The sequence below is a fragment of the Glycomyces dulcitolivorans genome (genome assembly GCF_003265355.1).
Classification (GTDB): domain Bacteria; phylum Actinomycetota; class Actinomycetes; order Mycobacteriales; family Micromonosporaceae; genus Glycomyces; species Glycomyces dulcitolivorans.
Genome location: NZ_QFRW01000095.1, coordinates 75,661 through 101,145 on the forward strand (window position 1 = coordinate 75,661; position 25,485 = coordinate 101,145).

Here is a 25,485-nt window from a genome sequence, read left to right on the forward strand (position 1 = left end):
CACGCGCCGCGGCCGGGTAGGGTCGCGGCCATGGTCTCCCCGCCGATCCCGACGGTCCGACGCGGCCTGTTCGCCGCCGCATGGCTGCTGGTGGTCCTCGCCGGACTCATCGGCGCCGTCTGGGGCGTCGCGTGGGCCCTCGAAGGCGGCCCCCAGCCCTCCGCGAACGCCGTCGAGCAGGCCGTCCACATCGAGCTGCCCGAGGGCACGGAGGTCCTGGACGCCGACCTGACCCAGGCCCAGCCGCCCACCCCCGGCGACCGGGCCGAGGCCACCGTGTCGGTCCCGGCCGAGTCGTTCGGGGAGTTCATCGACGCCAACGGCATGGACGCCCCGCTCGTGGCGGGCGTGACGCCGGCCGGGACCGCCTCGGGCGTCATCCCGGCCGGGTGCACCGACGAGGTCTGCTACTCGGCGACCATCGTCGTCACCGACGAGGCCGTCGAAGTCAACCTCACCGTCACTCTGCTTTAGGCGAAGAGGGCGGGTTCGCCGCGCTCCAGGCCCAGCAGCCACTCCTTGCGCCACAGCCCGCCCGCATACCCCGTGAGCTTGCCGTTGGAGCCGATGACCCGGTGGCAGGGGACGACGATCGCGATCGGGTTGCGCCCGTTCGCCAGCCCCACCGCCCGCACCGCCTTCGGGTCCCCGAGCCGCTGCGCCACATCCAGGTACGACCAGGTCTCGCCGTAGGGGATCTGGACCAGTTCGGCCCACACCCGGTGCTGGAACCCCGTCCCCTCCGCGGCCAGCGGCAGGTCGAAGTCCTTCAGCTCGCCCGCGAAGTAGGCCAGGAGCTGCTCCTCGGCCGCGTCCAGGACGGGCGTGTGCTCCTCGGGGCCCCAGGCGTCCTTCATCTCCTCCACGCCCATGTGGACGTAGGTGAGTCCGTCTTCGACCGCCGAGACCGCCATCAGTCCCAGCGGGGACTCGAACTTCACATGCCTCGCATCGGTGCGCATCATGCGCTCGCCTTCTCTCGTTCGTCACTGTCGTCGTCGGGTATGCGGTTCGTCGGGTGCTCGCTGCTGGCCCACAAATACTGGACCGCGTAGGCGCGCCAGGGCCGCCACGCCTGCGAGCGCGCTTCCAGGGCCTTGCCGGCGCCGAGGCCGAGCGCCTCGGCGCCTTTGATGACGCCGAGGTCTTTGACGGGGAACGCGTCGGGGTCGCCGAGGGCGCGCATGGCGACCATCTCGATCGTCCACGGCCCCACCCCCGGCACCGCCGCCAACTGCGCCCGAGCGGCCGCCCAGTCCGCACCCGGCCCCAGCTCCACGTCCCCGCCCGCCAACGCCCCCGCCAGAGCGAGCACCGTGCGCTTGCGGGTCCCGGGCATGGGCAGGTGCGCCGGGTCGGCCTCGGCCAACACGGCAGGCTCAGGGAACAACCTGGTGAGTCCGCCTTCGGGGTCGTCGACGTGTTCCCCGTACCGCTCGGCCAGTCGCGCGGCGACCGTCGCGGCCGAGGCGGTGGAGATCTGCTGGCCGATGACGGCCCGGATCGCGTACTCGGCCGCATCCGCCTTCCGCGGCACCCGCCGCCCCGGGGTCTTCGCGACCAGGGGCGCGAGCGCCTCATCCCCGCCGAGGGCCTCCATGGGGGCGTGCGGGTCGGCGTCGAGGTCGAGCATCCGCCGACACCTGGCCACCGCAGCGGTGACGTCCCGCAGGTCCGCTACCCGCAACCGGGCCTCGACGTACCCGGGCCCCGGTCTGAGGGCCGCGATCCCCGGCCCGCCGGGCAGGCGCAGGGTCCGCCGGTAGGCGCCGTCCCGCCACTCCTCGACCCCGGGGGCGCTGGCGGCGGCGAGGTGGCCGAACAGGTTCGAGGGTTCGAAGGGCTCGCGGTAGGCCAGGCGCAGCGAGATCGCCCCGCCCCCCGCGGGCCTGGTTTTCGTCTTGGCGCGCAGTTCGGTGGGGGAGCAGGCGAAGACCTCGGCGACGACGCGGTTGAACGCCCGGATGGAGGAGAACCCGGCGGCGAAGGCGACCTGCCCCATCGGCAGGTCGGTCGACTCGATCAGCGTCCTGGCCACCTGGGCCCTTTGGGCACGGGCCAGCGCGGCCGGCCCGGCCCCGACCTCGGCGATCAACAGCCGCTCCAGTTGGCGGAGCGAGTAGCCGAGGCGCTGGGCGAGTCCGGCGGCGCCGTCGCGGTCGACGACGCCTTCGCCGATCAGCCGCATCGCCCGCGCGCACACGTCCGAGCGCCAGTCCCAGGCCGGTGACCCGGGGGAGGCGTCGGGCCGGCAGCGTTTGCACGCCCGGTACCCGGCCTCCTGGGCGGCCGCGGCCGAAGCGTAGAAGCGCTGGTGTTCGCGCTTGGGTTTGACCGCCGGGCACGAGGGTCGGCAGTAGATGCGGGTGGAGGTGACCGCCAGGAACACCCAGCCGTCGAAGCGGGCGTCGCGTCCGGCGACGGCGGCCTGCAGCTGCTCCTCGTTGCCAAGTATTTGAAGATCGGCCATAGGTACTAGCGTGCCTGCCGGGTACGACAACGGCTAGCCAGAAATCGACATCACGATTCGGGCAGCTGGAGCCGGTCGACCGCCTCGCGGGACCTGCGCGCGGGGCGGCGGTCGTAGCGGGCGGTGGTCGCGGGGGAGGCGTGCCCGACCAGGGACTGGGTGATGGCGAGGTCGACGCCGGCGTCGAGGAGCTCGCCGATGAAGGTGCGGCGGAAGTCGTGGGGGGTGTGGCGGCGCTGCCCGGCCTCGACCAGGCGCTTCGTGAGCAGGTCGGCGATGGCCTGGCCGGTCATGCCCGAGAGCTGGTTCCCGTTGAGCTTCAACTTCCCGGCCTTGTTGATCGGGCAGAACAGGGCCCCGGGGGTGTTGCCGCGCACGGCCATCCACCGCTCGATCCGCGCCTGCGCGGCTTCGGTGACGTACACGGCGCGTTCCTTGTTGCCCTTGCCGACGATGCGGATGGCGCGCTCGGCCTTGTCGTAGTCGACCAGCCGCATCGAAGCGATCTCACTGCGGCGGCATCCGGTGGAGTACAACGTGGCGAGGACGGCGGCGTCGCGGGCGCCGGCGGGCCCGGGGTCGGCGTCGCACGCGTACAACGCGGCCCCGAGGGCTTCGCCGTCGACCTGCTGGCCGACCGGGAGCCTTTGGGCTTTGACCGGTTGCAGGTCGCAGGCTCTCTGGTAGTCATCGGCGGCCATCAGGTCGAGCCGCCACGCCTCCTTCAACACCCGCCTGAGCGCCGCGAGGTGCTTGTTCACATAGGCCCCCGACCAGCCGGCGTCGATCATGGCCGCCCGCAGCCGGGAGGTGTGCTCGTAGCGCAGCAGGTGCCACGGCTGGCCCTCACCGGTCGTGCTCGCGTCACCGGAGAGGAGCTGGGCGATGCGGTCGAGGCACCCGCGCATGGTCCGCCGCGACTCGGCCGACCCGAGCGAGTCCAGATAGGCCCGGTACGGGTCGGCGCCCGGGGAGACGACGACGGTGCGGTCGCTCCAGTCGATGCCCGTCAAAGAGTTCCCTGCCGCCCCGCTGCCTGCCATGGACCCCACCCTAAACGACCGGTCCGACACGCGGGCCGGGCCCGGCGGCAAGCGCTCTGCGCCCGGTAAGGCCCGGCTCACCAGAGTGGACCGGCTGCGGCATGGGAGGATCGGGCCATGAGCTCGGGCTTCCACACCACGACCATCGAAGTCCACACCGGACGGCGCGAGTCGATCCGCAACCTCACGGGCGAATGCGAGGGCTTCCTGTCCTCCATCGGCGCCCGCGAGGGCCTGCTGAACGTGTTCGTCCCGCACGCGACGGCCGGGATCGCAGTGATCGAGACCGGCGCGGGCTCGGACGAGGACCTCCTGGACGCGCTCGGGGAGCTCCTGCCGCGCACCGACCGGTGGCGCCACCAGCACGGCTCGATCGGCCACGGCAGGGACCACGTCCTGCCGGGCCTGGTCGCCCCGCACGCGACGCTCCCGGTGGTGGCCGGACGGCTCGCCCTGGGCACGTGGCAGTCGGTGCTCCTGGTGGACACCAACCGCGACAACCCCGACCGGACCGTCCGGCTCTCCTTCCTCGGCTAAGCCGCCGCGTTCAAGCGGTCGCGCTGCCCGGCGTCGAGCTTCAACGCCACACCGGCGGCGGCCTCCTCCAGCTGCGCCACCGACGACACCCCCACCAGGGGGATGATCGGCGCGTCGTGGCCGGCCAGCCACGCCAGGACCACCTGGTTGCGCGTCGCCCCCGTCTCCGAAGCCACCTCGTCCAACACCTTCAACCGGGCGTCGGTCCCGGGGTGCGCGTAGTGCTCCCCGAGCGGCTTCTTCACATACGCCCCCGACAGGAGCGACGAATACGCCAGCAGCGCGGTCCCCGGCGTGTTCGCCAGGTAGTCGAGGTCGTCCTCACTCGCGTGCACGTGCCCGCCCTCGGGCAGGCGCGTCCCGGGCCGCGGCTTGAGGTACGAGTACCGGTTCTGCATCGCCGTGTACGCCGCCGACCCCGTCCCGGCCGCGATCCCCCTCGCCTGCTCGACGCGCCACGACGCGGCGTTCGAGGCCCCGACCATGCGGGCCTTCCCCGCTCGCACGGCGTCGTCGAACCCCGCCACCGTCTCCGCCAGCGGCGTGTCCCGGTCGTCGCGGTGCGCCCAGAACAGGTCCACCCGATCGGTCCCCAACCGCGCCAGGGACTCGTCCAGCGCCGCCCCGATCCGCTCCCGCGACAGCGGCTCGGAATGCTCCATGCCCCCGCCGAAGAACAAGGGCCGGCGCCCGGCCTTCGTCGCCAGCACCACCGCATCCCGCGTCCCGCGCGCGGCGAACCAGCGGCCCAGCAAAAGCTCGGACTGGTCCCCGGTGCCGTCCCCGTCCCAGAACATGTAGCAGTTGGCGGTGTCGACGAAGTTCCCGCCCAGCTCCAAGAACCGGTCCAGAATCTCGAAGCTCAACGCCTCGTCCTGCACCGTGCCCAAGGCCATCGCCCCCAGGCACAGCCGCGACACGCCGATGCCGTCCGGTCCCAATGCGATCCGCTCCACAGCAGTCTCCGTCTCTCTCGTTCGAACTTGCTGTGGACGACGCTAGGACCTGGAGTGCACTCCAGTGCAAACCCGCAGGCCAGCGCCCACCACCCACCCCCATCGAGACAGCGACTATCCTCGATCCACGTGGACACCACCTCGCGGGGCGCCTACACGATCGGCGAATGCGCCCGCCGCTCCGGCTTCACCATGGACACCCTCCGCTACTACGAGCGCATCGGACTGATCGGCGACATCGCCCGCACCACCACCGGCCAGCGCCGCTTCAACGACGAGCACCTCGAATGGCTCGGCGTCCTCAAATGCCTGCGCGACACCGGCATGCCCGTCGAGCAGATGCACCGCTTCGCCACCCTCGTCAAAGACGGCGACCACACCATCGCCGAGCGCATCGCCCTGCTCGAAGCCCACAAGACCGCCGTCGACGCCCGCATGGCCGACCTCGTCGCCAAACGCGACTACCTGCTCGGCAAGATCGACTACTACCGCTCCGTCGCCCCGTAACCGGGCGAGGCTCACTGCACCGGATCGAGGCCGATGAGGCCGCGCGCGTAGTTGACCGTCGACCGCTGATACCTGGGCAGGTGCGGAGCCAACGCGACCAGCGCGACCGACAGGCCCTCACGGTCGCGCCCCAGCTTCGCCAGCGTCAGCGCCTCGCACATCGCCAGCGCATCGTCATAGGCGTCCGACCCGCGGGCCTTCTCGTCTGCGATCAGCTTCAGCGCCTGCTCGGGGCGGCCGGTCTCGCGCAGCGAGGACGCCATCTGGATCGACACCCGACGCCGCCGCACCCCCGACAAGCCCGCAGCGACCGCCCGCTCGTAGTAGCCGACCGCCGTCTCGGTGAACCCGGTCGAGTCGTGCGCGCCCCCGACCTCGAACAGCGCCACCGCATCCTCCGGGCCGCGCTCGGCGGCGAGGTCCTTCATCGCCTGCACGAACTCCTCGCGGCCCATGTCGTCGAGCCGCTCCCACAGCGCCGCACAGCGCGCTTCCCATGCCTCATCAGTCACAGACGCGAACCCTACCCGCGTTAATGCGGTGCGCGCAGGCCGTCCCCGAGCGCACCCAGCGCCCCCAGCAACGCCACCCGCTCCCCACCATCCAACGCCTCATAGACCGGCGCGTCGAGCCGGTTCGTCTCCGCCTCGACCGCCTCCCACACCGGCCCCGACGCCAACGCCTTCACCTGCGCCACACTCAACCCCGCCGCACCCCACGCCGCTCGGTGCGCATCCGCCCGGTGATGCCGCAGCGCCTCCAACCGCGCCACCAGCAACTGCGACCACGACGCCCCCTCCGGCTCCCACACCGGCGTCAACGCCCGAAACACCGGACCACCACTCGCCTGACCCGCCTCCAGCAACCGCCCGATCAAGGTCGCCGCGACCACAACCGCGTCCATCCCCGGCATCGTCCCGATCGGCCGGTACGACCACAACCGCTCCGCCGCCGCAGTGAACACCCGATTAGCCTCCACCACCACCTCCCGCCCCACCGCAGTCAACGACCAAAAGCCCCCCGACCGCACCACCAGCCCCCGATCCTCCTCCGCCGCAGGGTCGAACGCGAAATACACCATCCGCGCCGCCAACGCCCCCTCCGGCACCGGATGGTCCAGCAGCGCATAGAACGCATCCACCTCCACCCCCGGCACCAGACCCCGCGAGCCGTACAACTCCCGGACCTCCGCATACGCACTGTGGCGCACCGACACATGGATCCGGTCGATCACCGGGCGAATCACCGCTTCGAACGACACAGGCGCACTCCAGACCAACACGGCGGCATAGGATCAGACCCCATGATCCCACCCGGACCCCGTACCGCGCTGGCTGCCGAGACCACCCGCCTCTCCCAGGCCCTCCACACCATCACCGCATGGGACACCCCCACCCGCTGCACCCCCTGGGACGCCGCCGGCCTCACCGCCCACATCACCATGACCATCGCCCGCCTCGACCACATGCTCGACGCACCTGAACCACCCGAAGCCACCGTCACCGCCGCCGGCTACTACACCCCCGACCAACGCTTCTCACCCGAAGGCAACCGCGAACGCATCGACACCGCCACCCAAGCCGCACTCGCCGGCGGACCGGCCCTCACCGCCGACTTCGACGCCACCTGCCACCGCATCCTCACCCGCTGCGCCACCGAACCCCCAGGCCGGCGCGTCTACACCCGCTACGACGACCCCATGACCCTCGACGACTTCCTCACCACCCGCGTCCTCGAAGCCGCCGTCCACGGCATCGACCTCGCCGACGCCCTCGACCAGCCCCGCTGGACCACCCCCGAAGCCCGGCACCACCTCACCGCACTCCTCCTCGGCCCCGCACATGAGAGCGCGCTGGCCGACCTGGGCATGGACGCGGTCGACTTCATCGCCAAGGCCACCGGCCGCGACCCGTTCGGGCCCAGTGAGAAAGCCCGAGCGGAGTCGCTCGGGCTCACCTGGCTGACGCTGGGCTAACACGCGGAGGCGTAGTCCAGCAGCGCCGTCTGCTCGGCCTCGTCCACCGACAACGACCACTCCTTCTTGACCTCGACCCACGCCCAGATGTAGGCGCACCAGACGGTCTCGTCCTCGGGCATCCACTCGGCGGGGTCCTGGTCGGACTTGGACCGGTTCGAGGCGGCGGTGACGGCGATGAGGTGCCAGGAGTTGCCCAGCCAGTTCGCATAGGACTGGCGGTCCTCGGTGGTCCAGTCGACCGCGCCGGACCCCCACGCCTCCTTCAACGGCACGAAGTGGTCGATGTCGATGTCCCCGGAGGCGGTGACCGTGGCGGCGTCGTACATCGACACCCATTCGCCGGTCATCGCACCGTCGCAGTCGGCCTCGGTGAGGTTCCCGGACCGGTCCTGGGCGACGAGGACGTCGTCGCGGGCGTCGCACCCGTTGCCGTCCTCGTCCCTCCAGTGCGGGAACAGGTCCCGGTCGTAGCCCTCGTCGCGCTCCTCGGCCACGGCCAGCGCCTCGATGTCGGCCGTCAGCGCGACCGCATCGACGGTGACGGTGAACGGGGCGGTGTCGGAGAACTCGGTACTGACCTGCGACCCGGTGCCGTCGCCGGAGGCGGCGTCCGACGAGGCGTCGTCGATCGCATCCGACAGTTCGGAGCAGCCGGTGGCCGTGAGCAGGAGCATGGGGGACAGCAGCAGGGCGAGGCGGGAGGCGCGCATCACATTCGTCCTTACAGGAGGGAGCGGCGGGGCGGACACGGCCAGGGTGCCCCAGCCGTCCGCAACGTAACACGATCAGGCCGGTCGAACCAGGTCCGCCTCTGCTAGATTCCCCCGAATGATCGTCTGGCTCAACGGCACCTTCGGCGCCGGCAAGACCACCACCGCGCGCCTCCTCCAGCAGACCCTCCCCGCACGGGTCTTCGACGCCGAGCACATCGGATACCTCCTCAGAGGCATCATGGGGGACCTCCCGCACCGCGACTTCAAAGAGTTCCCGCCCTGGCGGGCCCTCACCGTCGAGACCGCCCGCCACGTCCTCGACCACGCCGGCGGCACCCTCGTCATCCCGCAGACCGTCCTCGAACACGACTACTGGACCGAGCTCATGGACGGCTTCGACAAGCACGCCATTCCCGTGCGCGCCTACACCCTCCACACCGACCGCACCGCCTTCACCCGCCGCGTCACCGCCGACGCCGACGAACCGACGGCCCTCCAGTGGCGCCTGGACCACCGCGACCCCTACGAGGCCGCCCTCGGCACCTGGCTCGCCGACCGCACCACCGTCATCGACAACACCGATGCCACCCCCGAGCAGGCCGCCGACCGGATCCGGGCCGACCTGGCACGGGGAAACGTGCCAACTCCCTGAAAACGTCACACCCGGGCGCGACGATGAGGACGACAAGCCACACGACACGGCAAAGGAGCCCGCCATGGCCTACCTCGTCCTCATCGGCACCCGCAAAGGCCTCTTCACCGCCACCAGCGACGACCGCCGCCACTGGTCGGTCGACGGCCCCGCCAAACTCGACAAGGACGGCTTCACCGCCGTCGCCGAGATCTACGCCGCCGCCGCCGACCCCGCCACCGGCCGCGTCCTCATCGGCGCCTCCACCTTCTTCGGGCCCTCCATCTGGCGCTCCGACGACTACGCCCGCACCTGGAGCGAACCCGAGAACGCCCCCATGGCCTTCCCCCAGGACCTGCCCTACCGGCCCCTCGACTTCTCCGAGACCGCCGGGATCGACCAGCCCGACAGCCCCGAGACCAACACCGTCAAACGCATCTGGCAGCTCGCCTTCGGCCCCGGCCAGCGCGTGTGGGCCGGCGTCGAACCCACCAGCCTGTGGACCTCCGACGACGGCGGCCAGACGTTCACCTTCAATCAGGCCCTGTGGGACCACCCGCAGCACACCACCTGGGCCTCCGGCGCCGGCGGGCCCGCCGTCCACACCATCGTCACCCACCCCGGCGAACCGGAGAAGCTCACCGTCGCCATCTCCTCGGGCGGCATCTACCAGACCGAGGACGACGGGCACTCCTGGCACGGCATCACCAAGGGCATCACCGTCGACTACGGCCCCGACGAGGCGCCCGAGTCCGGCCAGTGCATCCACAAGGTCACCCGCGACTCCGAGGGGACCCTGTTCGTCCAGAGCCACGGCCCCGCCTACCGCGCCGGCAAAGACGGCGGCTGGACGAACATCTCCGCGACGCTCCCCTCGAACTTCGGGTTCGCCATGGTCGCCCACCCCACCGAGGCCGGCACCGTCGTCGCCTGGCCCGTCGGCGAGTCCATGGACCGCACCCCGCCCGGTGCGCGCATCGCCGCCTGGCGCACCACCGACGGCGGCGACACCTGGGCCTCCTGGTCCCACGGCCTCCCGGACGAGAACTACTACGGGACCGTGATGCGCGACGGCGCCTGCACCGACGGCGACCAGGCCGACCCCGGCTGGTACTTCGGCACCCGCTGCGGCGACGTGTGGGCCGCCGGCGACGACGGCACCTGGCACCAGGTGACCGCCCACCTGCCCGACGTGCTGTGCGTGCGCGCCATGGTGACCCCGTGATGGTCGACGTGAAGATCCCCGCCGCGCTCGCCTCCGAGTGCGGCGGCGAGCGCCACCTGGCCGTCGACCTCGCCGACGACGCCACCCTCGCCGACCTGCTCGACGCCGTCGCCGCCACCCACCCCCGCCTCGGCCGGCGCCTGCGGGACGAATCGGGCAGGCTGCGGCGGTTCGTCAACGTCTACATCGGCGACGAGGAGTCCCGCCGCCTCCAGGGACTCGACACCCCCTTGGGCGGCAGAGAGATCCAGATCCTCCCCTCCATCGCCGGAGGATGAGACGCGAAAAGGGGCCGCCCGGTGGGCGGCCCCTTTCACGATTTCGTGCTAGGACTTGCCGTTGATCGACACGACGTCGACGACGAACACGAGCGTCTCGTTCGGGCCAATGACGCCGCCGGCGCCCGAGGCGCCGTAGCCGAGGGCCGGCGGGATGACGATCAGGCGGCGGTCGCCGACCTGCGCGCCCAGGAGCCCGTCGTTCCAGCCCTGGATGACCGGGGCCGAGCCCAGCGGCGAGACCGCGAACGGCTGCGCGCCGCGGTTCCAGGACGCGTCGAACTCCTTGCCGTTCGACCAGTTGAAGCCCGCGTACTGCACCGCGACCGAGTCGCCGGCCACGGCTTCGGCGCCCGAGCCCTCGACCACGTCGTGGACGAACAGCTCACCGGGAGCGGCCGCGTCCGGGACGGTCACGACCGGGCGGGACCCCGTGTCCTCCGACACCGACACCTCGACGCCGTCACTGATCTGCACCACGCTGATTTCCCCTTCACCTTCATTCGACGAGCCGCCGTCCTCGGCGGCACCGCATCCGGCCAGCAGCACCGCACTCGCGGCAGCCACCGGCACGACAAACCTCAACAGCCTATGCACCACCGCGAGAACCTACCACCCACACCCCCCGGGCGCCGTCCTCGCCTATCCTGGACCCCGACCCGAACGCAGGAGAGACCACGCGCATGCAACCCGCCACCGACCACGTCACCGAGCTGCTGCGCGCCCTCACCGTCCAACTCCGCCTCCTCAACCACCAGGTGTCCGACCGCCTCGGCCTCCAGGACGTCGACCTCGAATGCCTCGACCTCATCGGCCGCACCGGACCCCTGACTCCCTCCGCGCTCTCGCGGGCCGCCGACCTCCACCCCGCCACCGTGACCGGAGTTTTGGACCGCCTGGAGTCGGCGGGGTGGATCCGGCGCGAGCGGGTCCCGACCGACCGGCGGGCGGTGCACCTGACGGCCGAGGACGCCCGGACCGGGGAGGTCCGGGCGCTCTACGAGCCGCTGCGCGCCTCGATCGCCGAGGTCTGCGCCGATTTCACGCCCGAGCAGCTGGCGACGATCGGCGCGTTCCTCGACCGGATCGTCGACGCCGGCCGCCAGGCCACCGACGACCTCGCGGGCCGTCAGTAGGCCACGGCGAGGATCTTCCCGGCCGCACCCGGATCGGTCGCGGCCTCCAGCATGGAGGCGGCGAGATCGGCCCGTGAGATCGTCCACCCGTTCCTGGGGTTCTGGCCGACGGCGGTGCGCCAGGCGCCCTTGGCGGGCCCGTCCGTCAACCGCGGCGGGCGCACGATCGTCCAGTCGAGCCCCGAGTCGATGACGACGTCCTCCATGAGCGCCAGGTCCGCGTAGTGCTCGGCGAGCGCCCGCTTGACGATCGGCGTCAACACGCGCAGCACCAGCCCGTCGCCGGGATCGGTCCGCGGCTTGTCCGGCCGCACTGGAGTGGGGACCGTCCCGATCGGCGCGGCCGAGAGCACGACCAGGCGCCCCACCCCCGCGGCACGCATCGCCTCGATGATCGCGACCGTGCCGGTCCGGGCGACCCCGGCGTCGTGCTTCCCGGTGGCGCCGAGCGCCGAGACCACGACGTCGGCCCCCGCCACCGCAGCGGCCAGCGCGTCCGCATCGGGAGTGCTGAAGTCGATGCGGGCGTGGGGGGTCGCGGGCGGGAGTTTGCCGGGGGAGCGCACCAGCGCGGTGACGTCGTGGCCGGCGGCCAGGGCCTGGTCGAGGACGAGGCGGCCGGTCGCACCGGTGGCGGCGGCGAGGACGAGTTTCATGGGGTCTCCAAACCGAGAAGTCATACGGATTCCATACTATCTCGATTTCGTAGCGACTCGCCTAGGCGTGCGGTCGCCGACTACGCTTCAAAGACCACCCGATCCCATGCGAGGAGCCGCATTGACCCTCCCGGTCCAGCCGACGGGCCCGGCGCCCGTGCACCCCGTCCGCCGCGCCCTCACCCTGTGGGGCGCGCTCGCCGCGCTCCTGTGGGCCGTCCTGGCCGCCGACCTCGTCCTCCCGGCGCACCTGACGGCGTGGGGGATCACCCCGCGCACCCTCGACGGCCTCGTGCCCGGCGTGCTCGCCGCCCCGTTCCTCCACGCCGACGCCGCGCACCTCGCCGCGAACACCGTGCCCCTGGTCGTCATGGGCGTCATCTGCGCGCTGCGCGACCGGCGGGGGATGTGGGCCGCACTCGGGACCTCGCTGGTCGTCTCCGGGCTCGGGGTGTGGCTGATCTCCCCGGCGAACTCGGTGACCGTCGGCGCCTCCGGCGTCGTGTTCGGACTGTTCGGGTACCTGCTCGCCCGCGGGATCTTCATGCGCAAGATCGGCGACTTCCTCATCGCCGCGCTCATCTTCGTCGTCTACGGCTCGCTCATCTGGGGCGTGCTGCCCACCAGCCCGTACATCTCCTGGCAGGCCCACCTCTTCGGGTTCCTCGGCGGCATCGCCGCCGCCATCGGCGTCGCCCGCTCGCGCCGCGCCAAGGCCGCCTGACCGACCCCGCCACCAGCGCGAACAGCCCTGCCGGGCACCCCGCGATTGACAGTGCCACCCCCATAGCACTATAGTGCTAACATCCTAGTGAAATAGAGAAAGTTGTGATCGACTTCCACCTCGAACCGCGCTCCGGCGTGGCCCCGTACATGCAACTCGTCCACCAAGTGCAGCAGGCCCTGCGACTCGGCATGCTCACCGTGGGGGACCAGCTGCCCACGGTCAAGCAGGTCGTCGCCAAGATCGCCATCAACCCCAACACCGTCCTCAAGGCCTACCGCGAACTCGAACGCCAAGGACTCGTCGCCCCCAAACCCGGACGCGGCACCTTCGTCACCGCCACCCTCGCCGCCGGCGACCTCGACGCCCACGCCGAACTCAAAACCGCACTCGGCCAATGGATCACCCGAGCCCGCACCGCCGGACTCGACGACGACGCCATCCACGCCCTCTTCGACACCACCATGAGAAGGACCACGTTAGGAAACCACCATGACCACCCCAGTCCTCACCGCACACGCGCTCACCAAGCGCTACGGCAGCCACAACGCCCTCACCGAAGCCACCATCGACATCCCCGCCGGACGCATCACCGGCCTCGTCGGCCCCAACGGCGCCGGCAAATCCACCCTCCTCGCCCTAGCCGCCGGACTCATCCGACCCACCAGCGGCCACATCGAAGTCCTCGGCCGCCGACCCGCCGCCGACAAGCACCAACTCGCCCGCGTCGGCTTCGTCGCCCAGGACACCCCCGTCTACGCCGGCCTCACCGTCGCCGACCACCTCACCCTGGGGGAGAAGCTCAACCCCGGCTGGGACCCCGACATCGCCCGCCACCGCATCGAACAGACCGGCCTCGACCCCAAGAAGAAAGCCGGACGCCTCTCCGGCGGCCAGAAAGCCCAACTCGCCCTCACCCTCGCCGCCGCCAAACGCCCCGAACTGCTCATCTTCGACGAACCCGTCGCCGCCCTCGACCCCCTCGCCCGCCGCGCCTTCCTCCAGTCCCTCATGGAGTTCGTCGCCGACCTCGACGTCTCCGTCATCCTCTCCTCCCACCTCATCGGCGACGTCGAACGCGTCTGCGACCACCTCGTCATCCTCGCCGAATCCCGCGTCCAAGTCGCCGGCGACATCGACGACCTCACCGCCAACCACTACCGCGTCGTCGGCCCCCGCGGCACCCTCGACACCCTCCCCGCCGGCATCGACACCATCGCCGCCGACCACACCGACCGCCAGACCACCCTCATCGTCCACAACACCACCGGGCAACCACTCGACCTCCCCGGCGCCGAACCCATCGGCCTCGAAGACATGGTCCTCACCTACCTCCACCGCGCCGAAGGCCTCGGCGCCCCGATCCTCCAGGAGACCCGCTCATGATCTGGCTGACCTGGCGCCAAATGCGCACCCAGACCATCTGGACCACCGGCCTCCTCGCCGCCGCAGCCGCCTACCTCCTGTGGCTCGCCTGGGCCATCCGCGACTACTACGACCTCAACGTCACCAACTGCACCAGCGAATGCACCGCCGACAACGCCCGCCGCCTCATGAGCCAGCAGTTCGAACTCACCCTCATGCTCGCCGGCATGCTCGTCATCGCCGTCCCCGCATTCATCGGCGCCTTCTGGGGCGCACCCCTCATCAGCCGCGAACTCGAAACCGGCACCCACCGCCTCGCCTGGACCCAGACCATCACCCGCACCCACTGGCTCGCCGTCAAACTCACCATCGTCGGGGGAGCGAGCATCCTCGCCTCCGGAGCCCTCGCCCTCCTGCTCACCTGGGCCACCGAACCCTACGACGCCGCCGTCGACAACCGCTTCACCGCATTCACCTTCGCCGCCCGCAACCTCGCCCCCTTCGGCTACGCCGCACTCGCCTTCAGCATCGGCATCACCGTCGGCCTCCTCACCCGCCGCACCCTCGTCGCCATGGCCGCCACCATGATCGCCTTCCTCCTCTTCCAGATCCTCATGGCCAACGCCCTACGCCCCCACTTCGCCGAACCCGTCACCGCAACCTACGAATTCGCCGAAGTCCACACCGCCGGATCCGCCGACACCGTCGGCATCGGCCCCGACGGCGCCGCCGTCCAAGGCTTCCTCCTCCCCGGCGCCTGGGTCCTCACCGACACCGCACCCGTCGTCGACACCACCGGCACCCAGATCACCATGGAGCAGTTCGAAACCTGCGAAGCCAACGGCGTCACCGACATGGACGAGTGCTTCACCGGCCTCGGCGCCACCTTCACCGTCCAATACCAGCCCGCCGACCGCTACTGGACCTTCCAATGGATCGAAGCCGGCATCGCCCTCGCCCTCTCCGGCATCCTCCTGGCCATCGCCTTCTGGAAACTCCCACGCGGCGTCAACTGACACGATTCCCACAAGCAACAACGGGCGGGCCCTAGGGCCCGCCCACCGTCATACACACGCCCCGCCGGGGGACTAGCCCGCCGCAGCCGTGATGTCGACCATCCACCCGATCCCGAACCGGTCCACCACCGCCCCGAACTCGTCCCCCCACACCTGCTTCTCCAGAGGGATGTTCACCGACCCGCCCTCCGACAACCCCGCGAAATACCCCCGCAGCGCCTCCGCGTCATCACCGGACAGACTGATCGCGATGTTCTGCCCCGGCACATACGGCATCCCCGGCGGCGTATCCGACGCCATCACCGTGAACCCCGCATCATTGTGCAAGTGCGCGTGCATCACCTGATCCGCCGGCGCATCCGGCACCCCCGACTCGCCGAACGTCATCACGCTCAACTCACCGCCCAGCACCGACTGATAGAACTCCATCGCCTCCCGCGCATTCCCGTTGAACGACACGTACGGATTGAGGATCGACCCCATCACGGACTCCTTCCATCGACCTACCGCCATCGTCGCAGCGCACACCGACACGGTCAGCCGAATCCCGAACCCGGGGGACCAGCCCTCACACCAGCCGGAACACCAGCTTCCCCGCGAACCCGCCCGCCTCCATCAACGCATGCGCCTCACGAAACTCCTCCAGAGCGAACTCCCGCGCCACATGCACCCGCAGCACACCCCGCTCCACCAGATCGGCCAGGGCCTCCAGGCCGGGCGCATCCGGCTCCACCAACTGGAACCGCGTATCGATCCCGCGAGCCACCGCGTCAGGGAACACGGCATCGCGGGTCGAGTAGTGCATCTGCAGCAGCACCCCGCCGTCCTGGATCACCGACACCGATCTGGCCGCCACATCACCGCCGAGCGTCGAGAACACCACGTCCACATCGCTCACCAGCTCGGTGAAGTCCTCGTTCCGGTAGTCCACGACCTCATCGGCACCCAGCCCCAGCACGAACGAGCGGTTCCCCGCGCTGGCGGTGCCGATCACGTGCGCGCCGAGGTGCTTGGCGATCTGGACGGCGAGGTGTCCGATCCCGCCCGCCGCCGCATGGATGAGCACCTTCTGTCCTTTTTGGAGCCGGGCGCGGGGGACCAGTGCCTGCCAGGCGGTCAGGCCCGTCAGCGGCAGTGCGGCGGCCTCGGCGTGCGTCAGCGACGCGGGCTTCAACGCGAGGTCGCGGGCCGGTGCGGTCACGTACTCGGCGTGGGTCCCGGCGCGGTGCGGGAACCGCGGCATCCCGAACACCTCGTCACCGACTTTGAAGCGCGTCACGCCGATCCCGACCTGCTCGACCACACCGGAGACGTCCCAGCCGAGGGTGAACGGCGGCTCGCCGATGTACAGCCCGTACTCGCGCGCCGCGGGGTCGACCGGGTTCAGACTCGCCGCGTGCACCCGCACCAGCACCTCGCCGTAGAACGGCTCGGGCCGCGCCACGTCTTCGAGCCTCAGGACCTCGGCCGTGCCCAGGACCGACTGGGTCACCGCGCGCATCATCGCATTCACAAACGTCGCCTCATCTCCGCAGGATCTGCTTCAGGATCTTCGCGAGTCTAGATCACCCTCCGGGCCCCGAACCGGGCCCGCAGGCCCGATCGCGCCAATAGGGTCACCGACCCGACGAACGGGGCCCCGGAACTCCCTAGGTCGTCACAGGCCCATCACATTCATAACTTGCGGGAACGGCACTTCTCGTGAGTTATATGCCTTGAGGCGACACGCTTGTTTTTCTATTATTTAAATATTAATACCGGAAATAAATAATGTTAGGATGTGGGCATGACGAAAACAGATGCAACCGCCCAGGCCCTCCCGAAGCTCGTGACGCTGTGCAAGCGGTGCGGGACGCCGATCCCGCAGCAGCCCGGCCGCGGCCGGCCCCGCCTGTACTGCGCCGACGGCGACTGCGCCTCCCAGGCGAAGCGCCAGCGCGAACTGCGGCGCTCCACGCCTGGCCTGGAGGGTGCGTTGGCGCGGGCTGAGGAGTTGTACGAGCAGATCGAGCAGTCGATGTCCTCGGCGCTGGCGCCGCTCGCTGAGGCGCTGCGTGCGGAGACGGATCCGGCGGAGGTCGAGGCGCGGATCGCGGAGGTCCGGTCGGATGCGGCCAGTGCGGTGGCGGCGTCGCGGGCGGAGCGTGACGAGGTGGCGTCGAGGGCGGGTGCCCTGCGGGAGGAGTTGGCGACCGCGCTGGCGGAGGTCGAGCGGGTGACGGCGGTGACTGCGGCTGCTGAGGTGCGGGCGAAGGAGGCGGTGGCGGCGCGGGTCGCGGCGGTGCGTGAGGCTGAGGCGGCTCGTGAGGAGTCGGCGCGGGCGCTCGGTGAGGCTCGGGCGGCGGTCGCGGACCGTGATGCGGCGCTTGAGGAGGCGTCGCAGGCCCAGGCGGTGGCTGCCGGCGCGGTGTCTGATCGGGATGCTGCGGTGGCGTCGCGTGAGGAGGCGGAGTTGGTGGCGGCTGCGGCTCGGGGTGAGGCGGAGTCGGCGCGGGTGCGGGCCGATCAGGTGGCGGTGGAGGCGTCGGAGGCGCTGCGGGCCGGTGAGGCGGCTTTGGAGCGGGCTGAGGCGCGGGTGTCGGCGGTGATGGTGGAGCGCGACGGTGAGCGGTCGCGGGTGGAGTCGCTGCTGGCGGAGTTGGCGGTGGCGCGCCGGGATGCGGAGCATGCGACTGCGGCTTCGGTGGAGCGGGCTGAGGCGTTGTCGCGGTTGCAGGCCGAGTTCGCGGATGCGGTGGCGGATCAGCGGGTGCTGTCGTCGCGGTTGGAGGCGGCGGAGGCCGCGGGTGCGGCGTTGCGGGGTGAGGCGGGGTCGTGGCGTGAGCGGGCGTTGGCCGCTGAGGCTCGGGCCGGTGAGGTGCGGGAGGGGTAGTACTCCCCCGCGTTGAGGTGCGGGTGTTTTGTCTGGTTTTTCGGGGCCCGGTGTTCGCCGGGCCCCTGTTCGTTTACTTGCCGGCGGCTTGGCGGGCGGCCTGTTCGAGCTTGTCGTAGTAGGCGGTCCAGTCCTGGCCTTGCTTGTCGGGGAGGTTCGTGTTCTTGGCGGTGAGTCCGGCGGTGCCGTCGTAGGTGTCGGCGTGTTCGGGGCGGGCCCAGACGTAGGCGTGGACGGTGATCATGGGGGCAGTGTAGGGGTTTCTCGTTTGGGCGTGTGGGGCTGCTGGTACGGTCCCGGCGATGACTTCTCATGACGGGCCGTCGCGGTACGGCCATCTCGATATCAACTCCCCCATCGCCTCGTGGCGGTTCGAGCGGCAAGTCGAGGAGTGTGCGGCGTTCGGGCCGCAGACGATCCTGGACATCGGCTGCGGGTGGGGCGAGCTGCTGCAGCGCGTGACCGAGCGGGTCCCCGGCGCGACGGCGGTGGGGATCGACTCGGACCTGGAGCTGCTGGAGCGCGGCCGTGCGGGTGCGGCCCGGCGCGGGATCAGCGACCGGCTGGAGTTCGTGGAGTACCAGGGCGAGGACTGGACCGAGCCCGCGGACCTGGTGATCTGCATCGGGGCGGCGCATGCGTTCGGGACCGGTGCGGAGGCGATCGCGGCCCTGTCCAAGCTGGTGAAGCCCGGCGGGCGGCTGCTGTTCGGCGACGGCGTGTGGGAGCGGGTGCCGACCGAGGCGGAGCTGGCGACGATGTGGCCGGAGTCCTCGGCCGCCGACTTCATGCTGCTGCCGGACCTGGTCGATGCGGCCGTGGAGATCGGGTTGCGGCCGTTGCGGATCGAGTCGGTGGAGCGGTCCGAATGGGACGACTTCGAGTCCGAGTACCTCGCGGACAAGGAGGTCTGGTTGCAGGCGAACCCGGGCCACGAGCGCGCCGTGGAGATCCGTGAGGCCGCTGATCAGCATCGTGCCTGGTGGCTGCGGGGTCACCGCGGTCTGGTCGGGTTCACGTATCTGACGCTGGGGCGCGCGGTAGCGTTATAGGTGTGGGCACGGCCCGGACCCGGTGGGGGTCCGGGCCTTCGTGCTACCTGCGGCGGTCTCGCCAGGCGGTGACGGCGTCGTCGGCGTCGATGAGGCCGAAGCGCAGCGGCGGGCCGTCGACGGGGCCGATGAGGGCCTTGCGGATGCGGGCGTTGAGCTCGTCGACGGCGGCACGGACGGCGGCCTCGTCGGCCAGCGCGTCGAGCGTGTCGGGGAGGGCTTCGCGTTCCTTGGCCAGGCGCAGCGCGGGCGGGAGGGCGTCGAGGCCGATGTTCTCGCGGGTGGCCTGCTGGTGCAGCCACCAGTCCTCGCGCAGGGGCTGTCCGATGCCGGGGATCGGCTTGCCGGCCCCGGGGAGGTTCGCGAACTCGCCGCGCGCCTCGGCTTCCTGGATGGCGCGGTCCACTCCCCTGGCTTGGCGGTCGCTCATGGCGGCACTCCTCTCAGTCGGTCGGTGCCGCAATCGTATCGGTCAGGCTTGGACCACTAGGGCGACGGCCGTGAACTGGGCGATGTAGGCGGCGACGGTGAAGGCGTGGAAGACCTCGTGGAATCCGAACCACCGCACGGACGGGTTGGGGCGCTTGAGGGCGTAGACGACGCCGCCGATGGTGTAGAGGACGCCGCCGGTGAAGATCAGGACGGTCGCGGCGATGCCGGCGCCGTCGGCGAGCTGCGGGATGACGAACACCGCGGACCAGCCCAGCACGATGTACAGGACGGTGTAGAGCCAGCGCGGGGCGCCGTGCCACAGGACGCGGAAGAGGACGCCTAGGAGTGCGCCGGTCCAGATGACGGTCAGGAGTGCGGTGCGGGGGGTGCCGTGGAGGGCGAGGACGGCGATGGGCGTGTAGGTGCCGGCGATGATGAGGTAGATGTTGGCGTGGTCGAGGCGTTTGAGGACGGCGGTGGCGGTGTCGGTGAGGGTGGTGCGGTGGTAGAGGGCGGAGATGCCGAACAGGAGCGCTGAGGCGGCGACGTAGATCGCGGTGGAGAGGCGTCCGGGGAGGGTGGGTGCGGTGGCGGTGAGGGCGAGTCCGGCGAGGAGTGCGATGGGGAAGGCGCCGAGGTGGAGCCAGCCGCGGAGGCGGGGTTTGGTGTCGGGGTGCGCGGGTGCCAGTGCCATGGTTCGAGGCTACGTCCGGGGGTTACCGGTTGGTAGTGTCGCTGCTCCCCCGATCGGGGGTGGGGTTAGGCCCCGAACGGGCGCCGGTGGCGGGTTTCGGGGCTTAGGCTGCCGGTCGTGGACTTGGACGGGTTGTCGGTGCAGCTGGTGGTGCTGGCTTTGGCGGCGGTGGCGGCGCCTTTGCTGGTGGACCGGGTGGAGCGGTGGGTGCGGTTGCCGAGCGTGGTCGTGGAGATCGTGCTGGGGATGCTGATCGGGCCGCAGGTGCTGGGCGTGGTGCAGACGGGTCCGCTGTTGGAGACGGTGTCGCAGTTGGGGTTGGCGATGCTGTTCTTCCTGGCGGGGTATGAGATCGATTTCCGGTCGGTGCGCGGGAGGCCGATCGCGGCGGCGGCGGTGGGGTGGCTGGTGTCGTTCGGGGCGGCGGCGGGGGCGTTGTGGGCCCTGGGTGCGGGTGCGGCGGTGCTGATCTTGGCGATCGGGGTGTGTTCGACGGCGCTGGGGACGATCCTGCCGATCGCGCGGGACTCGGGGCTGCTGGCGGGTCCGGTGGGGCCGCATCTGATGGCGGTGGGGGCGGTCGGTGAGTTCGCGCCGATCGCGCTGCTGGCGTTGTTCTATTCGGAGGGCCACCACTCCGGGAAGACGACCCTGGTGATCGCTTTGGTGGGGTTGGCGGTCGCGGCGGCGGCGTTGGGGTCGTTGAAGCGGTCGGCGCGGGTGGGGCGGCTGCTGTCGGCGACGCTGGGGACGAGCGCCCAGTTGGCGGTCCGCCTGTCGGTGCTCGTGCTGTTGGCGGCGGTGCTGCTGGCGGCGGAGATCGGGGTGGACATCGCGTTGGGGGCGTTCGCGGCCGGGGTGTGCATGCACCTGCTGCTGTCGGCATTGGACGACCGGGAGGAGGCGCTCGTGCAGTCGAAGCTCGACGGGATCGGGTTCGGCGCGGTCGTCCCGGTGTTCTTCGTCTACACGGGGGTGGCGTTCGATCTGGACGAGTTGCTGGCCTCGCCTGCGGCGCTGGCGTTGATCCCGGTGTTCTTGGCCGCGTTCGCGCTCGTGCGGGGTGTGGTGACGTGGGCGCTGGCGCGGGGGGCTTTGGCGGGTGGTGACCGGGGGGCTTTGGCGTTGTTCGCGGCGACGCAGCTGCCGATCGTGGTCATCGCCTCGTCGACGGCGGCCGAGCGGGGCCTGGTGGACGCGTCGGTGGCGGCGGCGATGGTCGGGGCCGCGATGGTCTCGGTCCTGGTGTTCCCGCTCCTGGGGTTGAAGTGGGCCAGGCGGGACACGGCGGCGGTCGCGGCCGAACCGATCTAGGCGTATCGGCGTAGGGGCGGATACGTTCTCGCTCCGATGCGCCCGTGCGGGCGCGGGCGCGAAGGTTCGGGGTATGAGCAGACTCCGTCGCCCCGCATACCGGTTCTTCGTCATCGCGCACGTGGCCTCGTCGGTCGCCTGGCTGGGCTTGAGCCTGAGCCTGCTCGTCCTCGGCGCCCGGGCCACCACCACGGGCGATCCTGCCGTGCAGTTCGCGGCCGGGACCGCCATGGACGCCCTCGCCTCGACCCTCGCGATCCCGATCGGGGCGGTCGCGATCGCCACCGGCGTGGTCCTGATGCTCGGCACCCGGTGGGGGCCGTCGTACAAGTGGGTCCTGGTGAAGCTGGTGGCCACGGTGCTGGCGTTCGCCGCGACCGTGTTCGCGCTGCGCCCTGGATTGGAAGCGGCGGCCGCGACCCTCGACCCGGCCCAGTTGCAGGTCCTCGACGATCAGGTGATCGCGGCCCCGATCGTGTCCTCGGCGGTCTACCTGGGGGCGACGATCCTGTCCTATGTCAAACCGTGGGGACGACTTGGCGCGCGGCGCGCACCGGCCCCAGCACGAGTGCCCGCCCGTAGTGCTCGATGAGCGCGTCCCCTTCGGCCTCCCAGGTGCGGCCGCGGACCTTCAATCGTCCGCGCCGCCCCCACTGCCGCAGCACGTCCCGGCGCTCGGCGAGGTCGGCGACCAGGCCCGCCAGCGCGGTCGGGTCGCCGGCCGGGAAGTGCGTGCCGTCCACGCCGGGGTCGACCAGTTCGGCGGCGCCGCCGGCGTCGACGGCGACGACCGCGACCCCGGAGGCGTGGGCTTCCTGGATGGTCTGCCCGAACGTCTCGAACGGTCCGGTGTGGACGAACAGGTCGAGGGAGGCGTACAGGCGGGAGAGGTCCTCGCCGTGGAGGGCGCCCAGGAACGAGGCCTGCGGGAGGAGCCGTTCGAGGGCGCGGCGCCGGGGCCCGTCGCCGGCGATGACCAGGCGCACGCCCGGGAGCGCGGCGAGGTCGGCGAGCCAGTGGAGCTGCTTCTCGCGGGCGAGGCGCCCGACGTAGCCGACCAGGAGCTCCCCGTCGGGGGTGAGGGCGTCGTGGAGGTTCTGGTCGCGGAAGTCGGGGTGGAAGCGGGTGGTGTCGACCCCGTGCGGCAGGACCGCGACGCTTCCGATGCCCTGGTCGGTGAGGGAACGGGCGGTGCAGTCGGAGAGGGCGAGGTTGACCGCCGCCCGGGAGTGGATGGACTTGAGGCGCTTCCACACGAGCTGTTCGAACGCGGTGAGGTGGTAGGCGCGGGTGTAGGCGGGCAGGTCGGTCTGCCAGACGGCGACGGCGGGGACGCCGCGGCGCTCGGCCCAGGCGGCGGCGCGGGCGGTGTACCCGAAGGGGCTGGCGAGGTGGACGACGTCGGGCTTGTAGGCGTCGAGGGCCTCGTCGAGGGCGCGGGTGGCGAGGCCGGCGCGGAAGTGGCGGTAGGCGGGCAGGCGCACGGAGGGCACGTGGACTACGGGCCAGTCGAAGACCGGGCGCGGGCCCGGCCCGGGGGCGGGGGCGATGACGACCGGTTCGATCCCGCGCGCGACCAGGTGCGCCGCGGCCCGCGCGACGGAGCGGGCCACACCGTTGATCTGCGGCGGGAAGGACTCGGTGACCAGTGCGACTCTCATGACCGGAGCATAAAGGCGCAGGTGGGCGATGGAGGGAATTGAACGTGTCGCGGGTCTGAACCGCAGCCGATATTCGCGGCCGGGGGCGTGGCCGATTCGTTCAAGCCCCGCAGGGGCCCGGGGTTTTAGCGTGGCGGGTATGGGACGACGGATCGATGAGACGGTGACGGGCCGGGCGGCGCAGTTCGTGTGGCGGACCGGGGGCCTGTTGGATCAGCGGCGCATGGCGCTGTTCCTGGGGACCGGGTCGGCGGGGGCGGTGCGGGACGCGGTGCTCGCGCATAGGACTAGTGACGGGGGGTTCGCGTTCGCGATCGAACCTGACGTGAAGGGACCCGAGCCGCAGCCGCTGTCGGCGATGGGCGCGGTCGAGATCCTCGACGAGGCCGGACGCCTCGACCAGGAGACCGGGGCGGGCGTGTGCGAATGGCTGACCCGGTGGACGGCGCCGGACGGGGGTGTCCCTGATTTGCTGGATTCGATCGCGGCCGTCCCGCATCCGCCGTGGGTGCAGGCGCCGCCGCAGGACCAAGGTGGCCTCCTGACCACCGCGCGTACGGTCGGTATCCTGCGCCGCAACGGGATCGAGCATCCGTGGATCGAGGGTGCGGCCGCATTCTGCCGGGACCGGATCGACGCCCTGGAGGCCACGCACCCCTACGAGGTGTTCAGTGTTGCCGCGTTCCTCGGCTCGGAGCCGGACCGGGCGTGGGCCGAGGGTGTGGCGAAGCGGATCGGGGCGATCGTCCGCGCAGGGCTGGTCCTCCTCGACCCCAGTAATCCCGGGGGGCTGGAGCCGCCGGCGGGGTATGCGCCGGGCGAGCACCACCTCGCGTGCGACTTCGCCCCGACCCCCGGCAGTGTCGGCGCGGGCTGGTTCACGGCCGCGGAGATGGGTGCGGCCCTGGACTTCAGGGCCGCCGAGCAGGGCGAGGACGGGGGCTGGCCGATCCACTACCGGCGCTGGCATCCCGGCATCGAGCAGCAGGCCCGTCCCGGGTTCACGATCGCGGCGCTCAGGACGCTGCGCGCGTGGGAGGGTCGGGCTTAGCCCGTGGGGGGCCGGCCGGACCAGCGGCGTACCTGCCGCGACAGGTGCGCCTGGTCGGCATACCCCGCCTCGGCCGCGACCCGCGCCCAGTCCGGGTCCTCCCCCGCGGCGGCCATGGCGCGGTGGAAGCGCAGGATCTGCTCCAGGGTCTTCGGCCCGTACCCGGCGGCCTGTTCGACGCGGCGGCGCAGCTGCCGCTCCGAGAACCCCAGATCCCAGGCCAGGTCGGGAATGCGGGGCGGGCGGGGGCGGTCGAGGGCCGCGGCGACGGCCAGCGCGACCGGATCCGGTGCGTGGGCCCGTTTGGTGAGGGCGTCGGCGAGGAGCGCGGCGACGCGCCACGGGTCGGTCTCGGCAGCGGCCCGGTCGGCGAGGGCCGTGCGGTGCCACAGGTCGGCCAGGTCCGGTTGGGTGTCGCGGATCTCGGTCGCAGGGACCGGGCCCAGGAGGACGCGGGCGGCGCCCGGTCGCAGGCGCACCCCCGCGATCACCTCCCCCGCTTTCAGGGCTACGGTGCGCGGCGCCGTGTCGGGGCCGGCGACCTCCAGTCGCCCGGCGCGCCACAGCAGGTCGGTGCACGCGTCCGGCACGACCGTGACCGTTCCGGCCGCGGGTGCTTGTCGGACCCACAGGCACGGCGACCACGCCGCCGCAGCGGTAGGCGCGGGCCGCTCCTCATAGGCCGCCGGTGCGGTTCCCATGACTCCGACCGTAACGCGCTGCACCGACATCGGGCGCGGCGGAGGCGACTGCGGGGCGGGGCAGTGTCGGACCCTGCGGGTAGGTATTGGAGGATGCAGACCAGTTCACCAGGCCGTGCCCGCAAGGGCCGTGCCTCCGAACCTGAGTGAAGAAGGAGCCCCCGATGTCACTGTCGAGTGCCGACATCGCCCATCTGGAAGCGGTGCTGGCGCAAGGGAAGAAACCCAAGGTGGTGTTCACCGACGCGGCCGGGCAGGTCGCGGGGCGCACCGGCAAGGTCGTCGCACTGGACCCCGCGGGCGTCGACGACTTCGTCCAGGTCGCCTTCGGGTCCGACGAGCTGTCGTTCTCCGCGGCCGAGCTGCGCCTGCCGGCCCCCGGAGAGGGCGCGAGGCGCGCGGCCCCGCGCCAGCGCACGCAGGCCCAGACCCCGGTCCCGGCGCCCGCGCCGACCGGGCCCGGACTGCTCCCC

Annotated in this window: 32 protein-coding genes and 2 pseudogenes; 18 read left to right on the top strand and 16 right to left on the bottom strand. The window is 71.4% G+C overall.

Translation table 11 applies throughout. The features are described from left to right. The first annotated feature begins 30 nt into the window (after positions 1 to 30). Positions 31 to 474 carry a hypothetical protein gene (locus DI269_RS12190; RefSeq protein WP_112136259.1) on the top strand — a complete coding sequence of 148 codons (444 nt, stop codon included), beginning with the start codon at positions 31 to 33 and terminating at the stop codon, positions 472 to 474. Here the strand turns inward: DI269_RS12190 and DI269_RS12195 are convergent. The 3 genes from DI269_RS12195 to DI269_RS12205 are packed head-to-tail and all read right to left on the bottom strand — an operon-like array spanning position 471 to position 3,513. Then, on the bottom strand, positions 471 to 965 hold the full coding sequence (locus DI269_RS12195) for a methylated-DNA--[protein]-cysteine S-methyltransferase (protein ID WP_198667354.1): 495 nt from the start codon (positions 963 to 965) through the stop codon (positions 471 to 473). The two genes, DI269_RS12190 and DI269_RS12195, sit on opposite strands and share 4 nt — an antisense overlap. Then, a complete protein-coding gene (locus tag DI269_RS12200; protein WP_112136262.1) occupies positions 962 to 2,470 on the bottom strand; it encodes an AlkA N-terminal domain-containing protein in 1,509 nt (502 codons plus the stop codon). The genes DI269_RS12195 and DI269_RS12200 overlap by 4 nt, the downstream gene beginning before the upstream one ends. A gap of 50 nt (positions 2,471 to 2,520) precedes the next feature. After that, positions 2,521 to 3,513, bottom strand: a complete 993-nt coding sequence (locus tag DI269_RS12205) for a tyrosine-type recombinase/integrase (RefSeq protein ID WP_112136264.1) — start codon at positions 3,511 to 3,513, stop codon at positions 2,521 to 2,523. 117 nt (positions 3,514 to 3,630) lie between these two features. Between DI269_RS12205 and DI269_RS12210 the strand changes: the two genes are divergently transcribed. Next, on the top strand, positions 3,631 to 4,050 hold the full coding sequence (locus DI269_RS12210; RefSeq protein ID WP_112136266.1) for a secondary thiamine-phosphate synthase enzyme YjbQ: 420 nt from the start codon (positions 3,631 to 3,633) through the stop codon (positions 4,048 to 4,050). On the opposite strand, the gene DI269_RS12215 is transcribed toward DI269_RS12210, so the two are convergent. Beyond that, positions 4,047 to 5,006 carry an aldo/keto reductase gene (locus tag DI269_RS12215; protein ID WP_232822716.1) on the bottom strand — a complete coding sequence of 320 codons (960 nt, stop codon included), beginning with the start codon at positions 5,004 to 5,006 and terminating at the stop codon, positions 4,047 to 4,049. The two genes, DI269_RS12210 and DI269_RS12215, sit on opposite strands and share 4 nt — an antisense overlap. A 123-nt stretch (positions 5,007 to 5,129) precedes the next feature. On the opposite strand from DI269_RS12215, the gene DI269_RS12220 reads away from it, so the two are divergent. Next, positions 5,130 to 5,513 carry a MerR family transcriptional regulator gene (locus DI269_RS12220; RefSeq protein ID WP_408612293.1) on the top strand — a complete coding sequence of 128 codons (384 nt, stop codon included), beginning with the start codon at positions 5,130 to 5,132 and terminating at the stop codon, positions 5,511 to 5,513. A gap of 11 nt (positions 5,514 to 5,524) precedes the next feature. On the opposite strand, the gene DI269_RS12225 is transcribed toward DI269_RS12220, so the two are convergent. After that, a complete protein-coding gene (locus DI269_RS12225) occupies positions 5,525 to 6,025 on the bottom strand; it encodes a tetratricopeptide repeat protein (protein WP_112136269.1) in 501 nt (166 codons plus the stop codon). A 20-nt stretch (positions 6,026 to 6,045) separates the two neighbouring features. Beyond that, entirely contained in the window at positions 6,046 to 6,774 is a 729-nt protein-coding gene (locus tag DI269_RS28650) for a hypothetical protein (RefSeq protein ID WP_157974927.1), read from the bottom strand. A 42-nt stretch (positions 6,775 to 6,816) separates the two neighbouring features. On the opposite strand from DI269_RS28650, the gene DI269_RS12235 reads away from it, so the two are divergent. After that, positions 6,817 to 7,488 carry a maleylpyruvate isomerase N-terminal domain-containing protein gene (locus DI269_RS12235; protein ID WP_157974928.1) on the top strand — a complete coding sequence of 224 codons (672 nt, stop codon included), beginning with the start codon at positions 6,817 to 6,819 and terminating at the stop codon, positions 7,486 to 7,488. On the opposite strand, the gene DI269_RS12240 is transcribed toward DI269_RS12235, so the two are convergent. After that, positions 7,485 to 8,201 carry an HNH endonuclease family protein gene (locus tag DI269_RS12240; RefSeq protein WP_112136276.1) on the bottom strand — a complete coding sequence of 239 codons (717 nt, stop codon included), beginning with the start codon at positions 8,199 to 8,201 and terminating at the stop codon, positions 7,485 to 7,487. The two genes, DI269_RS12235 and DI269_RS12240, sit on opposite strands and share 4 nt — an antisense overlap. A gap of 118 nt (positions 8,202 to 8,319) precedes the next feature. On the opposite strand from DI269_RS12240, the gene DI269_RS12245 reads away from it, so the two are divergent. The 3 genes from DI269_RS12245 (at position 8,320) to DI269_RS12255 (ending at position 10,338) form a co-directional block, all read left to right on the top strand. Continuing rightward, positions 8,320 to 8,856 (top strand): AAA family ATPase, encoded by a 537-nt coding sequence (locus DI269_RS12245; RefSeq protein WP_112136278.1) that lies wholly within the window; start codon positions 8,320 to 8,322, stop codon positions 8,854 to 8,856. A 64-nt stretch (positions 8,857 to 8,920) separates the two neighbouring features. Further along, positions 8,921 to 10,060 (top strand): WD40/YVTN/BNR-like repeat-containing protein, encoded by a 1,140-nt coding sequence (locus DI269_RS12250; protein ID WP_112136280.1) that lies wholly within the window; start codon positions 8,921 to 8,923, stop codon positions 10,058 to 10,060. Then, positions 10,060 to 10,338 (top strand): MoaD/ThiS family protein, encoded by a 279-nt coding sequence (locus DI269_RS12255; protein ID WP_232822722.1) that lies wholly within the window; start codon positions 10,060 to 10,062, stop codon positions 10,336 to 10,338. The genes DI269_RS12250 and DI269_RS12255 overlap by 1 nt, the downstream gene beginning before the upstream one ends. A 48-nt stretch (positions 10,339 to 10,386) precedes the next feature. Here the strand turns inward: DI269_RS12255 and DI269_RS12260 are convergent, their stop codons facing one another. Next, positions 10,387 to 10,818, bottom strand: a complete 432-nt coding sequence (locus DI269_RS12260) for an FKBP-type peptidyl-prolyl cis-trans isomerase (protein WP_232822718.1) — start codon at positions 10,816 to 10,818, stop codon at positions 10,387 to 10,389. 203 nt (positions 10,819 to 11,021) lie between these two features. On the opposite strand from DI269_RS12260, the gene DI269_RS12265 reads away from it, so the two are divergent. Continuing rightward, positions 11,022 to 11,474: a MarR family winged helix-turn-helix transcriptional regulator gene (locus tag DI269_RS12265; protein ID WP_112136285.1), complete on the top strand. Its 453-nt coding sequence runs from the start codon at positions 11,022 to 11,024 to the stop codon at positions 11,472 to 11,474. Here DI269_RS12265 and DI269_RS12270 read toward each other — a convergent pair. Next, positions 11,468 to 12,130, bottom strand: coding sequence for an NAD(P)-dependent oxidoreductase (locus tag DI269_RS12270; RefSeq protein ID WP_112136287.1), 663 nt, complete (start codon positions 12,128 to 12,130; stop codon positions 11,468 to 11,470). The two genes, DI269_RS12265 and DI269_RS12270, sit on opposite strands and share 7 nt — an antisense overlap. 121 nt (positions 12,131 to 12,251) lie before the next feature. On the opposite strand from DI269_RS12270, the gene DI269_RS12275 reads away from it, so the two are divergent. The 4 genes and pseudogenes from DI269_RS12275 (at position 12,252) to DI269_RS27765 (ending at position 15,235) form a co-directional block, all read left to right on the top strand. Then, positions 12,252 to 12,854, top strand: a complete 603-nt coding sequence (locus DI269_RS12275; RefSeq protein WP_157974929.1) for a rhomboid family intramembrane serine protease — start codon at positions 12,252 to 12,254, stop codon at positions 12,852 to 12,854. Between the two features lie 104 nt (positions 12,855 to 12,958). Continuing rightward, positions 12,959 to 13,324: pseudogene (locus DI269_RS29060) on the top strand (GntR family transcriptional regulator); the annotation flags it as partial. Positions 13,325 to 13,346: 22 nt separating this feature from the next. Beyond that, on the top strand, positions 13,347 to 14,240 hold the full coding sequence (locus tag DI269_RS12285; protein ID WP_112136293.1) for an ABC transporter ATP-binding protein: 894 nt from the start codon (positions 13,347 to 13,349) through the stop codon (positions 14,238 to 14,240). Beyond that, a complete protein-coding gene (locus tag DI269_RS27765; RefSeq protein WP_198667359.1) occupies positions 14,237 to 15,235 on the top strand; it encodes an ABC transporter permease subunit in 999 nt (332 codons plus the stop codon). The genes DI269_RS12285 and DI269_RS27765 overlap by 4 nt, the downstream gene beginning before the upstream one ends. 72 nt (positions 15,236 to 15,307) lie before the next feature. Here the strand turns inward: DI269_RS27765 and DI269_RS12295 are convergent, their stop codons facing one another. Both DI269_RS12295 and DI269_RS12300 read right to left on the bottom strand, forming a co-directional pair. Beyond that, positions 15,308 to 15,718, bottom strand: a complete 411-nt coding sequence (locus tag DI269_RS12295) for a VOC family protein (RefSeq protein WP_112136295.1) — start codon at positions 15,716 to 15,718, stop codon at positions 15,308 to 15,310. Positions 15,719 to 15,803: 85 nt separating this feature from the next. Beyond that, on the bottom strand, positions 15,804 to 16,739 hold the full coding sequence (locus DI269_RS12300) for an NADP-dependent oxidoreductase (RefSeq protein WP_232822723.1): 936 nt from the start codon (positions 16,737 to 16,739) through the stop codon (positions 15,804 to 15,806). Between the two features lie 282 nt (positions 16,740 to 17,021). Here DI269_RS12300 and DI269_RS27045 point away from each other — a divergent pair, with 282 nt between their 5' ends. Continuing rightward, on the top strand, positions 17,022 to 18,107 hold the full coding sequence (locus DI269_RS27045) for a coiled-coil domain-containing protein (protein WP_157974931.1): 1,086 nt from the start codon (positions 17,022 to 17,024) through the stop codon (positions 18,105 to 18,107). Between the two features lie 73 nt (positions 18,108 to 18,180). Here the strand turns inward: DI269_RS27045 and DI269_RS27050 are convergent, their stop codons facing one another. Continuing rightward, positions 18,181 to 18,351, bottom strand: a complete 171-nt coding sequence (locus tag DI269_RS27050) for a hypothetical protein (RefSeq protein WP_157974932.1) — start codon at positions 18,349 to 18,351, stop codon at positions 18,181 to 18,183. Between the two features lie 58 nt (positions 18,352 to 18,409). Here DI269_RS27050 and DI269_RS12310 point away from each other — a divergent pair, with 58 nt between their 5' ends. Next, on the top strand, positions 18,410 to 19,159 hold the full coding sequence (locus DI269_RS12310; protein WP_112136300.1) for an SAM-dependent methyltransferase: 750 nt from the start codon (positions 18,410 to 18,412) through the stop codon (positions 19,157 to 19,159). 43 nt (positions 19,160 to 19,202) lie between these two features. Here DI269_RS12310 and DI269_RS12315 read toward each other — a convergent pair whose 3' ends face one another. Together DI269_RS12315 and trhA are read right to left on the bottom strand one after the other, a co-directional pair. Next, positions 19,203 to 19,589, bottom strand: coding sequence for a DnaJ family domain-containing protein (locus DI269_RS12315; protein WP_112136302.1), 387 nt, complete (start codon positions 19,587 to 19,589; stop codon positions 19,203 to 19,205). Between the two features lie 42 nt (positions 19,590 to 19,631). Further along, on the bottom strand, positions 19,632 to 20,285 hold the full coding sequence (gene trhA, locus DI269_RS12320; RefSeq protein ID WP_112136304.1) for a PAQR family membrane homeostasis protein TrhA: 654 nt from the start codon (positions 20,283 to 20,285) through the stop codon (positions 19,632 to 19,634). A gap of 117 nt (positions 20,286 to 20,402) precedes the next feature. On the opposite strand from trhA, the gene DI269_RS12325 reads away from it, so the two are divergent. Then, positions 20,403 to 21,599 carry a cation:proton antiporter gene (locus DI269_RS12325; RefSeq protein WP_157974933.1) on the top strand — a complete coding sequence of 399 codons (1,197 nt, stop codon included), beginning with the start codon at positions 20,403 to 20,405 and terminating at the stop codon, positions 21,597 to 21,599. 73 nt (positions 21,600 to 21,672) lie between these two features. Next, positions 21,673 to 22,191 carry a DUF2269 domain-containing protein gene (locus tag DI269_RS12330; protein WP_112136308.1) on the top strand — a complete coding sequence of 173 codons (519 nt, stop codon included), beginning with the start codon at positions 21,673 to 21,675 and terminating at the stop codon, positions 22,189 to 22,191. On the opposite strand, the gene DI269_RS12335 is transcribed toward DI269_RS12330, so the two are convergent. Beyond that, positions 22,118 to 23,260 (bottom strand): glycosyltransferase family 4 protein, encoded by a 1,143-nt coding sequence (locus DI269_RS12335; protein WP_112136310.1) that lies wholly within the window; start codon positions 23,258 to 23,260, stop codon positions 22,118 to 22,120. The two genes, DI269_RS12330 and DI269_RS12335, sit on opposite strands and share 74 nt — an antisense overlap. A gap of 139 nt (positions 23,261 to 23,399) precedes the next feature. Between DI269_RS12335 and DI269_RS12340 the strand changes: the two genes are divergently transcribed. Further along, positions 23,400 to 24,311 (top strand): hypothetical protein, encoded by a 912-nt coding sequence (locus DI269_RS12340; protein WP_157974934.1) that lies wholly within the window; start codon positions 23,400 to 23,402, stop codon positions 24,309 to 24,311. Here the strand turns inward: DI269_RS12340 and DI269_RS12345 are convergent. Beyond that, on the bottom strand, positions 24,308 to 25,012 hold the full coding sequence (locus tag DI269_RS12345; RefSeq protein ID WP_112136315.1) for a helix-turn-helix domain-containing protein: 705 nt from the start codon (positions 25,010 to 25,012) through the stop codon (positions 24,308 to 24,310). The genes DI269_RS12340 and DI269_RS12345 overlap by 4 nt on opposite strands. A gap of 164 nt (positions 25,013 to 25,176) precedes the next feature. On the opposite strand from DI269_RS12345, the pseudogene DI269_RS12350 reads away from it, so the two are divergent. Then, a pseudogene (locus tag DI269_RS12350) lies at positions 25,177 to 25,485 on the top strand (hypothetical protein); the annotation flags it as partial.

What these genes read in the sequence shown, in the direction of transcription:
- DI269_RS12235 (WP_157974928.1), top strand. Translation starts at nt 6,817, where the DNA reads ATGATCCCACCCGGACCCCGTACCGCGCTGGCTGCCGAGACCACCCGC.
- DI269_RS12190 (WP_112136259.1), top strand. Translation starts at nt 31, where the DNA reads ATGGTCTCCCCGCCGATCCCGACGGTCCGACGCGGCCTGTTCGCCGCC.
- DI269_RS27765 (WP_198667359.1), top strand. Translation starts at nt 14,237, where the DNA reads ATGATCTGGCTGACCTGGCGCCAAATGCGCACCCAGACCATCTGGACC.
- DI269_RS12200 (WP_112136262.1), bottom strand. Translation starts at nt 2,470, where the DNA reads ATGGCCGATCTTCAAATACTTGGCAACGAGGAGCAGCTGCAGGCCGCC.
- DI269_RS12300 (WP_232822723.1), bottom strand. Translation starts at nt 16,739, where the DNA reads ATGATGCGCGCGGTGACCCAGTCGGTCCTGGGCACGGCCGAGGTCCTG.
- DI269_RS12285 (WP_112136293.1), top strand. Translation starts at nt 13,347, where the DNA reads ATGACCACCCCAGTCCTCACCGCACACGCGCTCACCAAGCGCTACGGC.
- DI269_RS27050 (WP_157974932.1), bottom strand. Translation starts at nt 18,351, where the DNA reads ATGATCACCGTCCACGCCTACGTCTGGGCCCGCCCCGAACACGCCGAC.
- DI269_RS12345 (WP_112136315.1), bottom strand. Translation starts at nt 25,012, where the DNA reads ATGGGAACCGCACCGGCGGCCTATGAGGAGCGGCCCGCGCCTACCGCT.
- DI269_RS12195 (WP_198667354.1), bottom strand. Translation starts at nt 965, where the DNA reads ATGATGCGCACCGATGCGAGGCATGTGAAGTTCGAGTCCCCGCTGGGA.
- DI269_RS12265 (WP_112136285.1), top strand. Translation starts at nt 11,022, where the DNA reads ATGCAACCCGCCACCGACCACGTCACCGAGCTGCTGCGCGCCCTCACC.
- DI269_RS12245 (WP_112136278.1), top strand. Translation starts at nt 8,320, where the DNA reads ATGATCGTCTGGCTCAACGGCACCTTCGGCGCCGGCAAGACCACCACC.
- DI269_RS12295 (WP_112136295.1), bottom strand. Translation starts at nt 15,718, where the DNA reads ATGGGGTCGATCCTCAATCCGTACGTGTCGTTCAACGGGAATGCGCGG.
- DI269_RS12335 (WP_112136310.1), bottom strand. Translation starts at nt 23,260, where the DNA reads ATGAGAGTCGCACTGGTCACCGAGTCCTTCCCGCCGCAGATCAACGGT.
- DI269_RS12315 (WP_112136302.1), bottom strand. Translation starts at nt 19,589, where the DNA reads ATGAGCGACCGCCAAGCCAGGGGAGTGGACCGCGCCATCCAGGAAGCC.
- DI269_RS12205 (WP_112136264.1), bottom strand. Translation starts at nt 3,513, where the DNA reads ATGGCAGGCAGCGGGGCGGCAGGGAACTCTTTGACGGGCATCGACTGG.
- DI269_RS27045 (WP_157974931.1), top strand. Translation starts at nt 17,022, where the DNA reads ATGACGAAAACAGATGCAACCGCCCAGGCCCTCCCGAAGCTCGTGACG.
- DI269_RS12240 (WP_112136276.1), bottom strand. Translation starts at nt 8,201, where the DNA reads ATGCGCGCCTCCCGCCTCGCCCTGCTGCTGTCCCCCATGCTCCTGCTC.
- DI269_RS12250 (WP_112136280.1), top strand. Translation starts at nt 8,921, where the DNA reads ATGGCCTACCTCGTCCTCATCGGCACCCGCAAAGGCCTCTTCACCGCC.
- DI269_RS12270 (WP_112136287.1), bottom strand. Translation starts at nt 12,130, where the DNA reads ATGAAACTCGTCCTCGCCGCCGCCACCGGTGCGACCGGCCGCCTCGTC.
- DI269_RS12340 (WP_157974934.1), top strand. Translation starts at nt 23,400, where the DNA reads ATGGGACGACGGATCGATGAGACGGTGACGGGCCGGGCGGCGCAGTTC.
- DI269_RS12210 (WP_112136266.1), top strand. Translation starts at nt 3,631, where the DNA reads ATGAGCTCGGGCTTCCACACCACGACCATCGAAGTCCACACCGGACGG.
- DI269_RS12310 (WP_112136300.1), top strand. Translation starts at nt 18,410, where the DNA reads ATGACTTCTCATGACGGGCCGTCGCGGTACGGCCATCTCGATATCAAC.
- DI269_RS12330 (WP_112136308.1), top strand. Translation starts at nt 21,673, where the DNA reads ATGAGCAGACTCCGTCGCCCCGCATACCGGTTCTTCGTCATCGCGCAC.
- trhA (WP_112136304.1), bottom strand. Translation starts at nt 20,285, where the DNA reads ATGGCACTGGCACCCGCGCACCCCGACACCAAACCCCGCCTCCGCGGC.
- DI269_RS12255 (WP_232822722.1), top strand. Translation starts at nt 10,060, where the DNA reads ATGGTCGACGTGAAGATCCCCGCCGCGCTCGCCTCCGAGTGCGGCGGC.